The organism is Alteromonas sp. IB21, from assembly GCF_016405965.1.
GTDB lineage: Bacteria > Pseudomonadota > Gammaproteobacteria > Enterobacterales > Alteromonadaceae > Alteromonas.
Map to the genome: position 1 here is coordinate 23,410 of NZ_JAEFCD010000007.1, position 11,117 is coordinate 34,526.

Sequence of the window (11,117 nt, forward strand, 5' to 3'; positions counted from 1 at the left end):
TGCTAAATCGGGCGTTTTTTATTGTTGAATTACGCAGCGCGCTACAATGCTAGCTGACTGTATAAGCCAAGTGACAGGCGTTACTATCGCGTAATTTGAAGGTTATCAATAAGCCGAGTTTTACCCATAAACATAGCAACGAGCAAAACAAGCTTTTTGTCGGTTTCTTTGGCTGCCTGAAAAGTACTCGCGTTAACAACCTGACAATAATCTTTCTTAAAGCCTTTGGCTTCAAGGTTAGCGATCATCGTCTCTTCTAATGCTGTAAAGTTAACGTTGCCTTTTTCGATGCTGCTTTTTACGCGCTGCATTTCTTCATAAATAGCACTGGCGGTAGCCTTTTCTGCCTCAGTCAGATAGCCATTGCGGGAGCTCATTGCTAACCCAGAGGCTTCGCGCTCGGTAGGTACACCATGAATCTTAACCGCCATTGATAAATCGTGAGCCAGCGCACGAATAACCTGTAGCTGCTGAAAGTCTTTTTCGCCGAAAAAAGCGTCATCAGGCTGAACCATGTTAAACAGCTTAGTGACAACAGTAGCGACACCGCGAAAATGACCAGGGCGGCTTGCCCCGCAATGAGAATCTGAAATGCCGGGTACTTCAACAAAGGTCTGAGCGTCAAGACCCGCAGGGTACATTTCTGCAACGCTGGGTAAGAATACCGCATCAGCTCCAACGGAAATAAGTTTGGCCTTGTCTTCTTCAATTGTGCGGGGGTAAGCGTCTAAATCTTCGTTTGCCCCAAACTGCATAGGGTTAACAAAAATACTAACGACAACTCTATTGTTGTGCTCCTTCGCTTTTTTAACAAGTTTCAGATGACCATCGTGCAGGTTCCCCATGGTGGGAACAAAACCAACGGTTTCGCCATTTCGCCGCCATGCATTAACGGTAGTGCGCAACGCTGAAATACTATCAACGACTTTCATAAATAACCTCGTTACTCGAAGCTGTGTTCAGCGGAAGGAAACGCACCGCTTTGTACATCTTCAATATACTTCGATACGGCTTTGCGCATATCGCCTGTTTCTACTAAATAATTTTTTGAGAATTTAGGCATATAGTTAGCGCTTATACCAAACATGTCGTGCATTACCAGAATTTGACCGTCGGTATCTTTACCAGCGCCAATACCGATAACTGGGATAGTGAGTGCTTCGCTTACGGCTTTGCCTAACGATGAGGGCACACACTCAAGCACTAATAATTGAACGCCAGCTTCTTCTAGCGCTTTCGCTTCGCTAAGTAGCTTTTCTGCTTGGCTTGCTTCTCGGCCTTGTACTTTAAATCCACCAAATACGTGCACTGACTGTGGCGTTAAACCTAAATGGCCACAAACAGGTACACCGCGCAGGTTCAGCCCTTTAATGGTGTCGCACAACCAACTACCGCCTTCCATCTTTACCATACTTGCACCTGCCGCCATTAAGGTGGCAGCGTTGGCATAGGTTTGCTCTGGCGTGGCATAAGACATAAATGGCATATCGGCTAACACAAAAGCGCGCTCGGTACCGCGGCGTACACTTTTAGTATGGTAAGCAATATCATCTATGGTGACTGGCAGCGTATCGTCTTGACCCTGGAGAACCATGCCTAAAGAATCGCCTATGAGCAATGCATCAACGCCTTGCTCATCGAACATTTTGGCGAAGCTGGCATCATAAGCGGTTAAAGACGTGATCTTTTCCCCGGCTTGCTTTTTCTTAAGCAAGCCCGAAACTGTTACTTTCTTCATGACATGTCTCAGATTGATATTTGTTGATATCGTGTGGCGAACTATACGGATTTTGAGGCTAATTGGAAGTGCGTAGGCGACGAAGCCCGTCTAGTGAACAGTTGGCTACCCACGCTGAAATGGGTTTACCGTCGTGCATAACCATATTAGGCGCAATCTCGAACAATGGCACCATAACGAACTCACGCTCAGCCATTCCATAATGCGGAATGATTAAGTCTGCGGTATCGATATTTTCGCTGCCGTACAGCAAGATATCGAGATCTAAAGTACGTGGCCCCCAACGCTCGCCTTTGCGTTCACGACCCTCTTCCAGTTCTATACGTTGAAGCTGCTTCAGCAACCCGTGAGGTTTTAACGATGTTTCTATTAAGCAGACAGCGTTAATATAATCAGGTTGATCTTGTGGGCCCATAGGCTTGCTCGCGTACAGCGATGAGACTTTCAGAACTCGCGTATCTTCGATTTTACCAATAGCCTCAAAGGCTCGCAGGGCTTTGCTTTGACTATCGCCAAGATTGCTTCCAATACCGATATAAACGTGTTCTTTATTCATCAGGACCTCGTTTCGCAGGCTTACGCTTGCGTTTACGTGGTGGGCCCTTTGCTCCGCCTTCACTTTTTCGAAGGGCATTGAGCATACCTTTTTGTTTGCCGTTGTCCGCGTGCTGGAAGTGTGTCCACCACTGAGCTAGTTCAAGAAGGTCACCACCTTCTATTTGTCCTCGAACTAGCAAAAAGTCATAGCCAGCTCGGAACTTAGGGTGCGTGAGAAGTTGAAATGCACGGCGCCCGAAACGTTTGGGGAGGCGTTGCTGTAAAATCCAAATGTCACGTATCACGGTAGAGAAGCGCTTGGGTATCATAATACGTTGAATCTGACGCGAAATAACCTCGCCAGAGGCAATGTTAAACGCATCAAAAGCATTTAAGCCAGACTCACTTTGCAAGCGCTGCGATTGTTCTTCAAGGGGGTACCAGAGTAACGCAGCGTATAAAAATGCCGGTGTAACGCGCTGATTGCTATTAATACGCTCATCGGTATTGGCAAGCACCCGTCGTATAAACTGCATTTCTCGGCTGTTTTCATCTTTTAAAAACGGCGCAAGCTGTGGAAATAAAGGTTCAATTAAGCCGTATTCGTGCAGCATCAGAAAGGTATCTTCGCCTTTACCAGACAAAAACAGCTTTAGGGTCTCTTCAAATAAGCGCGCTGGTGGAATGTTCTGCAAAAGATTGGCTAGTGACTTAATAGGCGCTGCGGTTTTCGCCTCTATACGCATGCCTAGCTTGGCGGCAAAGCGCACTGCGCGTAGCATGCGAACAGGGTCTTCACGATAGCGTGTTTCTGGATCGCCAATAAGCTCGACTTCTCGTTTTTCGATGGCGGCGAGGCCATTAGCAAAATCTTTAACCGTGAAGTCGGCCACGCTGTAGTACATGGCATTAAAGGTAAAGTCACGACGTTCGGCGTCTTCTTCAATAGTGCCAAATACGTTATCGCGTACGAGTTGACCTTCGGCATCACGCTTTCCTAATGATTTACCCTTTGGAAGGTCATCTTCTTCGTCTGATTCTTGGTGATGCCCTCTAAAGGTCGCCACTTCAATAATTTCACGGCCAAAAACAATGTGTGCAAGACGAAAGCGCCTTCCTATCAAGCGACAATTTCTGAACAAACCTTTAATCTGTTCAGGAGTAGCGTTGGTCACCACGTCGAAGTCTTTTGGTTCATGCCCCATCAAAATATCGCGTACACAGCCACCTACCAAATAGGATTCGAAGCCTGCTCCATTAAGGCGATACATCACTTTCAATGCATTTGCGCTTACATCCTCGCGAGATATACCGTGTTCCCCACGGGTCATAGTCCTAGGCTTTAAAGCGTTAGGTGACGAACTCTCTTTTGAAAAAGCGCGCTTAACAGATTTAAAAACACGATGAATGATGATGGTATCTCCGCAGACTATAAAGGTTCGTTATAATAAGTTGATTCATGCTGTGGAACAATAATTTCGGGCGTTTTCGCTACTTTTTTCCTATCCCACGCCGATATTGCTTCCGTTAACACTGTGCTGACGTCCTCAAAAGCCGATGCATCGGGAAAAGAAAAGCCAAGGAAGCGCATGACTCGCACTATGTTATCGATTGGCGTTTTGTTGTTTATCGGAGCAGCTCGGTTTTGTTTGCTAAGCTTGCGGCCTGGGGCAACTGCCGCAACCGGGATGTGTCCATATTCAGGCGTTGCATAACCAAGGGCTTCATAAACAGCGCGCTGTAAGGGCGTAACGTCTATAAGATCGCACCCCCGAATGACGTGGGTTATTTGTTGGAAAACATCATCGAGAATAACAACGAGGTTATATGAGAATAAGCCGTCTCTGCGCTTAAGCACAACGTCTTCAGCCGGTATTCCACTGCCCATCGAAGCATAATTAATATTATCATGTACGTCGCTTGGTGAGAGAACTGGCTGTGGCTCAACCACGCCCATTATGACATCGTTAAAGGGAGCTAGCTGGGTATCAAGCTTCAACCTTATAGCGCTATCTGCTGGAGGGTTGGATAGCGAGGCAGAGATACCTTTGCTACGACAATGCCCGTTGTAAATACCGCCCATCGCTTTAATTTGCTTTCTGGTACACGTGCAATAATACGCAAGCCCTTCAGTCATCAATTTGTCGAGAACCGCTTGGTAACGGGCATGCTGCTGGCTTTGATAAATTACCGTATCGTCCCAGTGAAGGCCATGTGCTTCAAGGGTAACGAAAATATCTTTATCGATTCCGGCAATACAGCGAGGCTCATCGATGTCTTCCATGCGTAACAGCCACTTACCGCTTTGACTTTTAGCGTCCACATAGCTTGCAATGGCAGTCACTAACGAACCGAAATGAAGTTGACCTGAAGGCGAGGGGGCAAAACGCCCTACATATTTGTTATGCATAATAAAGGGTTAACAAAAAGCCCCATCTTTTCGGGATGAGGCTTTCTATAACAACATAATTGAGGTTAGTGAATTAACCTTGAAGTTGCTTTTCTTTGATTTCAGCCATTGTCTTACAATCGATACATAAATCAGCGGTAGGACGGGCTTCTAAACGGCGAATACCTATTTCGATACCACATGAATCGCAGAAACCGAAATCATCTGCTTCAATCCGCTTAAGCGTTTTTTCAATTTTCTTTATTAGCTTGCGCTCACGGTCACGTGTGCGTAATTCTAGGCTAAACTCTTCTTCTTGAGCTGCGCGGTCTACAGGGTCAGGGAAGTTTGCAGCTTCATCCTTCATGTGAGTTACCGTACGGTCAACTTCTTCGCGAAGTTGGTTACGCCATGCTTTAAGCAATAGTCTGAAGTGTTCTAATTGGGCATCGCCCATGTACTCTTCATCAGCTTTAGGCTCGTACGGCTGCAAACCTGCCAGCGCTAATAGTCCTAGGGATTTTGTTTCTTTTCCTGTTGGCATGTGCCACATCTCCTACACTACGACATCCATCTTGTCCTGATTGGACCGATATCTATATCAGACTCGACAACTTCAGGCAATCAATCGTGTCTATGTAATTATTATGCTGGTGTATCATTTTTATCATTTAGCCAGGTGGCTACCAGCAATCGCATTAGTGTGTTCTCCCACTAAAACAAGGCGCAAATATGAAGGCGAAATGAAAAAAATCAACCTATTTTTCACAGAATCAAAGGGAGTGTTTGATTTAATAGGATTTTTTGTTCGTCTATTATGCAGCTTGCAGCGGAGACTGTTACACCAGCGTTAGCGGCAATCTTTACGCTTTTAGCATAGGTTGGATCAATATGGGTTGCGACTTGTACGCTCTTTATTGCCGTGTGCTGAACACAAAACAGCAATGTAGTTTTAACGCCACTCTCTGCTAGGCGAGCAAGCTCTAAACAGTGTTTAGCGCCCCTTTGTGTCACGGCGTCGGGAAAGTAGCCTTTATCTGTATCTGCTAGTGTAACCGACTTTACCTCCATGTATTCAACTATGGCGTTGAGCTGCGTATCTTTGCGCGTTAATTGAAAGTCGAAGCGGCTGTTGGCTAAAGGCGGTGTTACTTCAGCTTTCCATGAGGTGATGTCAGAAAATTGGTTTAAGACCTTGTTATCTAGTGCTTCTGCCACCAACTTATTAGCATTGTGCGTATTAATGCCGATGAAATGGCCGTCGAAAGTTTGAGCGAGTTCCCATGTGTACTTCAGCTTTCGATTAGGGTTAGTCGACTCGCTTAGAAAGACTGTGTAGCCGGGCTCGGCACAGCCTGTCATCGCACCAGTATTAGGGCAGTGTGCAGTAACGATAGCCCCGTTATCAAGCTCAACGTCGGCAAGAAAACGCTTGTATCTTTTTATTAGGGTGCCACGTAGTAAAGAAGGTGAAAACTTCATGTGTCGCCTCTTTGTAAATAATTAGTTTGAAGCCGCTAGTGTGTAATTGAGTCAAAATAGACGTAATGTGAATAATATTAATTGTGAAGGCTTCAAGTTTTAGGCCCATATTTTAACGCATTGCTTCTAGCCATAAGGCAGTTTTTCAGACGCAAGAGAGTAACAAACATTTGACTGAGCGCAAAAAGCGTTCATCTATCCTATAACGATGTATAAGGAAAAAACGCGATGGCAGATTTTACCGTTAGCCTTTCGAAAGTCAGCGCAGATGCTGTTTGGGGCGAAAGTGCGAAGCTTTCTTTTAATGAGTCAGGTGCTGTTATTCATCTACCTGACGACAAGCTTAACGAGCGTTTAATTCAACAAGCAGCCAGAAAGTTGGATGGTTTGAACTTACCCTCAGTAACTCTGGTGGGAGAGTGGCATAAAGAACAGCAGTGGGCCTTTGCATTAAGCTTTACCCGTGCCCGCAAACCTGCATCAATTAAATGGGCAGAAACGAATGATAAAGGTGCACTCGAGCAAGAGTATGCAGCACTGCTGTTCACCCGTCAGCTCGTTAATGAAACGCCAGAAGATTTGAGCCCTGAAACCCTAGCCACGCGCGCGGCGCAATGGATCAAGTCATTAGGTGGTGATAACGTCACTTACTCGATGACGGTTGGAGAAGCGCTTAAAGAACAAGGTTGGATTGGTATTTACAACGTTGGCCGTGGCAGTGAACGTCCACCGGCAATGTTAGTATTAGACTATAACCCTACAGGTAAAGAAGATGCGCCTGTTGACGCGGTGCTTGTAGGCAAAGGCATTACCTTTGATAGCGGCGGTTACAGCATTAAGTCTAGCGAAGGTATGCTGGATATGAAGTGCGATATGGGCGGTGCGGCTACGGTAACCGGTGCTTTAGGCCTTGCCATAACGCAGGGTATTGAAAAACGTATTCAACTTATTCTTTGCTGCGCAGAAAACCTAATTAGTGGTCATGCTTACAAATTAGGCGATGTGTTGACCTATAAGAACGGTGTTACAGTAGAAGTGGTTAATACCGATGCTGAAGGGCGATTGGTGCTCGCTGACGGATTAATGGCGGCAACGGAAACGGGGGCGCCACTCATTATCGATGCAGCAACGTTGACAGGTGCCGCAGTGGTTGCACTGGGGTCTGATTACCACGCGGTATTCTCGTTAGATGACAATGCGCGCGAACAAATGCTTCACGCTGCAAAAAAAGAAAACGAGCGCTTTTGGCCACTTCCATTGGAAGACTTTCACGCTGAGCGTTGTCCGTCAGCATTCGCTGATACCGCTAATAGCAGACCAATGAAAGGCGGCGGTGGTGGTGGTGCGTCAAATGCTGCAGGGTTCCTTTCGCGTTTTGTGAAACCTGAAGGCTGGATACACCTGGATTTAGCTGCGGCATATCATGGCGGCGCGACATCGGAAATGCCGGTGGGTGCAACAGCGAAAGGTATTCGCTCTATTGCTAGAATTCTTAAAGACTATAGCGCATAAAGACCCCCAGTGTTAGACGTGGAAAAGGCCTCGTGCAAGCTGCTGTTGTTCGATGTCTTTACTTAAAACACTATCTAAAAAAAAGTGGCGCAATGGTAAACGTTGCGCCTCTCTCGTTAAATGCCGCCTAAGCGCTCGGCGAGCTGTTTGTAGCGTTCTACGTCTGAGCTGTCAAAAAGTGGGTTGCCATCAGTGTCTTTGTCCTTAGACACCAATAAGCTCTCTCGCTCGAGGCGCTCAACCCTAACATCTTGTACACCGAGATAGGCTGCTACTTCTTTAACTGTCATTAAACTCATTGGTTTTTTCCTAGCTTTGATTATTTTTATTTGAGGCTAGTTTGGCCTCAGCGTCAGACAACTACTGTTTACGCTTCATTACATCAAAAGTCTGTCTGGTAAGACATTAGCTAAACGGTGTAAAAATTAGATTATTAGATGATTCATCTTGTTGTACTTGTAGGTACATAACGCAAATTATCTTTACAACGATGCCTAAATAATCTCCATTGACTTAAACTTACCCGCGTTATCTTCTTCTTAGTTAAGCGCATTTCGGCGAATTTTCGACTATTTTTTGCGTTTTAATTAAATTTAGCCGTGCTCGGCCTTCTAAAATGGGTGAAGCAAGAGACCTTTTGCGTGCAAAAGATGTTTTTAACTCATGACGCTTGGTTTACCATTGCGCGCCAATAGAGCCAATCTTGAGTTATACTCGGTGGTTTACACTCGATAATTTGCTCAGCAATGGGCTCATGCTCAATTTCGGAGATACATAGAATATGGACACTTGGTCTGCTGCCATCATGCTTTTTTTGATCATGGACCCCCTTGGTAACCTCCCAGTGTTCATGTCGGTACTCAAGTCTATTGAGCCGAAAAGACGCCAGTTTATTCTTATTAGAGAATTATTGTTCGCTTTAGGGATCCTGTTTCTTTTTCTATTTAGCGGACAATCGGTACTCAACTTTTTAAATGTTGAGCAGGAAACGGTGAGCATTGCCGGCGGTATTATTCTATTTTTGATAGCACTTAAGATGATATTTCCTTCATCGGGCAGTACAAGTGGTCTTGCCGTGGGCGAAGAGCCCTTTCTAGTGCCGTTGGCGATCCCCATGATTGCAGGTCCATCAACGTTGGCCGCGCTAATTTTACTTGCTAATCAAGCCCCTGATCGTATGGTTGATTGGTCGATAGCGCTTGCAGCGTCGTGGACAATAAGTGCAGTAATTTTAATGTTTTCAAACATTTTCCACAAAATCTTAGGGGAGCGTGGTTTAGTTGCTATGGAACGATTAATGGGTATGATCCTGGTTATGATTGCCATCCAAATGCTTCTTGATGGCGTTACCAAATATTTCATGCATGCCACTGGAGCACTATAAAAAATGGTAAAGCAAAAGCTTAATACATTCGGGCGGGTTCGTGCCCTAGAGGGCTGGAAAGCCGTTGCATTTGGTGCTGCGTTGCTTGAGCGTATGCTGCCAAACTATGCTCTTTTTTGTGAATTAACTGAAAGTGGTGATGCAGATGCCCTGCGTAACTGTTTAAATTTGGTGTGGGAAACGCTTAAGTCACCAAAAAGCAAATTCAATATTGCTGTTCAACTGGAAAAGGTAGAAGTTGCTACGCCAGATACCAGTGACTTTGATAATTATGGCGTTTATCCAGCCATCGACGCTGCAATTGGGTTAGCAGCATTGTTGAACCTGATAGCGGGTGACGATCAACAAGGTGCGGTCGTTATCAGCAAATTATCTCAGGGAAGCGTTGAAGCTTACTTGCTTGCTACTGAAGAGGCGGATGATGAAAGCGTCAAAGCCCATCCGTTGATGGCGTTTGAAGTCGAAGTGCAAAACGAACTCCTCGACTATGTTGAGCAAGCTAAGTATCCGGCAAAAGCTGTCGATGAGTTGAAAGCACTTGCTTTGGAGGCTGGTATTTCCAATATTGGTCTAGAGCTTTAATTCGTATCTTGCTTCACGTTAGTCTTGTCAAGATAGAACAATAAAAATGCAAATATCGATGGGAAAGCATAGTTGGTATTTGCATATTATTGGCGAAGAACGGATTTCTCTACAGCGCGTGTTCTCTAATATTTCGCGGCTTATAGCACCTCAATAAGCATATATCGCAGCGCGCTGGTTTGCTTTTCTTTAATAATCTTCCAGTTGTCAGGTAGAGCGGGCGTGGTCAGTGAACTTTCATGTTCCAAATACACCACACTACCGCTTTTAACTGTGTTGTTTTCTTCTAAAGAAGTGAGTGTAGGTGTCACTAAATCTTTGGCAAAGGGGGGATCGACAAAGACAATGTCGTAGGGGGTCCTGCTAATATTGTTCAAAATACTAAGCGCATCACCTTGGTGAACACTGGCTGACGCCGCTTCGTTTGTTTTAAGCAAAGCGATATTGTTTTCAAGCTGAGCCGCCGCATGTTTATCAAGTTCAATAAAATCGCAGTGAGAGGCATAACGAGAGAGTGCTTCTAAACCTAAACCTCCAGAACCCGCAAAAACATCCAGACAGCGGGATCCATTTACGTAAGGCATTAACCAGTTGAACAACGTTTCTTTGTTTCTGTCAGTGGTGGGTCTCAGCCCTTCTGCATTTAGCACAGGTAGCTTTCTTCCACGCCACTGCCCACCAATAATTCTAATTTGCCCATTGCCATTTGCGCTTTGGGCCTTGGCATTTTTATAAGAATGCTGTTTTTTTGCAGAAGATGGTGCCCGAGTAGGGCGAGAAACTCGCTTCATAGTGTCTGACAGTGGTATCATGCGTTCATTCAGTAGGCGGCAAGTGTAGCCGAATTTGCTAAGAATTTATAAGGATTTGTCCTAACGATGTCGAAACTTTTTGGCTGGTTCAGCAAGAACAAAAAAGCAGAGAAACAAAAAGCGCAAGCGGAAGAAGAGGCGCGCTTAAAGGCCGAGGCAGAAGCACAGGCTAAGGCGCAAGCGGAAGAAGAAGCGCACGCAAAGGCCGAGGCAGAAGCACAGGCTAAGGCGCAAGCGGAAGAAGAAGCGCGCGCAAAGGCCCAGGCAGAAGCACAGGCTAAGGCGCAAGCGGAAGAAGAGGCGCGCTTAAAGGCTGAGGCAGAAGCACAAGCCAAGGCGCAAGCGGAAGAAGAAGCACGCGCTAAAGCCGAGGCAGAAGCCCAAGCGAAGGCGCAAGCGGAAGAAGAAGCACGCGCTAAAGCCGAGGCAGAAGCCCAAGTGAAGGCGCAAGCGGAAGAAGAAGCACGCGCTAAAGCCGAGGCAGAAGCACAAGCCAAGGCGCAAGCGGAAGAAGAAGCGCGCGCAAAGGCCGAGGCAGAAGCACAGGCCAAGGCGCAAGCGGAAGAAGAAGCGCGCGCAAAGGCCGAGGCAGAAGCACAAGCTAAGGCGCAAGCGGAAGAAGAAGCACGCGCTAAGGCTGAGGCAGAAGCCCAAGCGAAGGCGCAAGCGGAAGAAGAAGCA

Annotated in this window: 12 protein-coding genes and 1 pseudogene; 4 read left to right on the forward strand and 9 right to left on the reverse strand. The window is 46.1% G+C overall.

What is annotated here, in order from left to right; all coding sequences use genetic code 11:
- Positions 1 to 83 precede the first annotated feature (83 nt).
- From panC to sfsA, 7 genes are all read right to left on the reverse strand, one after another.
- The gene (panC, locus tag JC525_RS06575; protein ID WP_198815116.1) at positions 84 to 932 is read right to left on the reverse strand and encodes a pantoate--beta-alanine ligase; all 849 of its coding nucleotides are present in this window, start codon (positions 930 to 932) and stop codon (positions 84 to 86) included.
- A gap of 11 nt (positions 933 to 943) precedes the next feature.
- Positions 944 to 1,738, reverse strand: coding sequence for a 3-methyl-2-oxobutanoate hydroxymethyltransferase (gene panB, locus JC525_RS06580; protein WP_105932171.1), 795 nt, complete (start codon positions 1,736 to 1,738; stop codon positions 944 to 946).
- Positions 1,739 to 1,796: 58 nt separating this feature from the next.
- The gene (gene folK / locus JC525_RS06585) at positions 1,797 to 2,294 is read right to left on the reverse strand and encodes a 2-amino-4-hydroxy-6-hydroxymethyldihydropteridine diphosphokinase (RefSeq protein ID WP_198815117.1); all 498 of its coding nucleotides are present in this window, start codon (positions 2,292 to 2,294) and stop codon (positions 1,797 to 1,799) included.
- Positions 2,287 to 3,606 carry a polynucleotide adenylyltransferase PcnB gene (gene pcnB, locus JC525_RS06590; protein WP_198815118.1) on the reverse strand — a complete coding sequence of 440 codons (1,320 nt, stop codon included), beginning with the start codon at positions 3,604 to 3,606 and terminating at the stop codon, positions 2,287 to 2,289. Before pcnB ends, folK begins: the two co-directional genes overlap by 8 nt.
- 98 nt (positions 3,607 to 3,704) lie before the next feature.
- Positions 3,705 to 4,685, reverse strand: a complete 981-nt coding sequence (gluQRS, locus tag JC525_RS06595; RefSeq protein ID WP_198815119.1) for a tRNA glutamyl-Q(34) synthetase GluQRS — start codon at positions 4,683 to 4,685, stop codon at positions 3,705 to 3,707.
- A gap of 73 nt (positions 4,686 to 4,758) precedes the next feature.
- Entirely contained in the window at positions 4,759 to 5,208 is a 450-nt protein-coding gene (dksA, locus tag JC525_RS06600) for an RNA polymerase-binding protein DksA (protein ID WP_105932256.1), read from the reverse strand.
- 221 nt (positions 5,209 to 5,429) lie between these two features.
- Positions 5,430 to 6,146: a DNA/RNA nuclease SfsA gene (sfsA, locus tag JC525_RS06605; RefSeq protein ID WP_198815120.1), complete on the reverse strand. Its 717-nt coding sequence runs from the start codon at positions 6,144 to 6,146 to the stop codon at positions 5,430 to 5,432.
- A gap of 228 nt (positions 6,147 to 6,374) precedes the next feature.
- Here sfsA and pepB point away from each other — a divergent pair, with 228 nt between their 5' ends.
- Positions 6,375 to 7,658, forward strand: a complete 1,284-nt coding sequence (gene pepB / locus JC525_RS06610) for an aminopeptidase PepB (RefSeq protein ID WP_198815121.1) — start codon at positions 6,375 to 6,377, stop codon at positions 7,656 to 7,658.
- A 116-nt stretch (positions 7,659 to 7,774) separates the two neighbouring features.
- Here pepB and JC525_RS06615 read toward each other — a convergent pair whose 3' ends face one another.
- On the reverse strand, positions 7,775 to 7,957 hold the full coding sequence (locus tag JC525_RS06615; RefSeq protein WP_105932177.1) for a MerR family transcriptional regulator: 183 nt from the start codon (positions 7,955 to 7,957) through the stop codon (positions 7,775 to 7,777).
- 482 nt (positions 7,958 to 8,439) lie between these two features.
- Here JC525_RS06615 and JC525_RS06620 point away from each other — a divergent pair, with 482 nt between their 5' ends.
- Both JC525_RS06620 and JC525_RS06625 read left to right on the forward strand, forming a co-directional pair.
- Positions 8,440 to 9,042: a YhgN family NAAT transporter gene (locus JC525_RS06620; RefSeq protein WP_198815122.1), complete on the forward strand. Its 603-nt coding sequence runs from the start codon at positions 8,440 to 8,442 to the stop codon at positions 9,040 to 9,042.
- A 3-nt stretch (positions 9,043 to 9,045) separates the two neighbouring features.
- Complete coding sequence (locus JC525_RS06625; protein ID WP_198815123.1) at positions 9,046 to 9,624, forward strand: YjaG family protein; 579 nt, start codon at positions 9,046 to 9,048, stop codon at positions 9,622 to 9,624.
- Between the two features lie 140 nt (positions 9,625 to 9,764).
- On the opposite strand, the gene rsmD is transcribed toward JC525_RS06625, so the two are convergent.
- Positions 9,765 to 10,436, reverse strand: a complete 672-nt coding sequence (gene rsmD / locus JC525_RS06630) for a 16S rRNA (guanine(966)-N(2))-methyltransferase RsmD (protein ID WP_198815124.1) — start codon at positions 10,434 to 10,436, stop codon at positions 9,765 to 9,767.
- A 66-nt stretch (positions 10,437 to 10,502) separates the two neighbouring features.
- Here rsmD and JC525_RS19870 point away from each other — a divergent pair.
- Positions 10,503 to 11,117: pseudogene (locus JC525_RS19870) on the forward strand (signal recognition particle-docking protein FtsY); the annotation flags it as partial.

Excerpts from the sequence above, each read along its gene's own strand:
- panC (WP_198815116.1), bottom strand. The coding sequence starts at position 932 with ATGAAAGTCGTTGATAGTATTTCAGCGTTGCGCACTACCGTTAATGCA.
- panB (WP_105932171.1), bottom strand. The coding sequence starts at position 1,738 with ATGAAGAAAGTAACAGTTTCGGGCTTGCTTAAGAAAAAGCAAGCCGGG.
- folK (WP_198815117.1), bottom strand. The coding sequence starts at position 2,294 with ATGAATAAAGAACACGTTTATATCGGTATTGGAAGCAATCTTGGCGAT.
- pcnB (WP_198815118.1), bottom strand. The coding sequence starts at position 3,606 with ATGACCCGTGGGGAACACGGTATATCTCGCGAGGATGTAAGCGCAAAT.
- gluQRS (WP_198815119.1), bottom strand. The coding sequence starts at position 4,685 with ATGCATAACAAATATGTAGGGCGTTTTGCCCCCTCGCCTTCAGGTCAA.
- dksA (WP_105932256.1), bottom strand. The coding sequence starts at position 5,208 with ATGCCAACAGGAAAAGAAACAAAATCCCTAGGACTATTAGCGCTGGCA.
- sfsA (WP_198815120.1), bottom strand. The coding sequence starts at position 6,146 with ATGAAGTTTTCACCTTCTTTACTACGTGGCACCCTAATAAAAAGATAC.
- pepB (WP_198815121.1), top strand. The coding sequence starts at position 6,375 with ATGGCAGATTTTACCGTTAGCCTTTCGAAAGTCAGCGCAGATGCTGTT.
- JC525_RS06615 (WP_105932177.1), bottom strand. The coding sequence starts at position 7,957 with ATGAGTTTAATGACAGTTAAAGAAGTAGCAGCCTATCTCGGTGTACAA.
- JC525_RS06620 (WP_198815122.1), top strand. The coding sequence starts at position 8,440 with ATGGACACTTGGTCTGCTGCCATCATGCTTTTTTTGATCATGGACCCC.
- JC525_RS06625 (WP_198815123.1), top strand. The coding sequence starts at position 9,046 with ATGGTAAAGCAAAAGCTTAATACATTCGGGCGGGTTCGTGCCCTAGAG.
- rsmD (WP_198815124.1), bottom strand. The coding sequence starts at position 10,436 with ATGATACCACTGTCAGACACTATGAAGCGAGTTTCTCGCCCTACTCGG.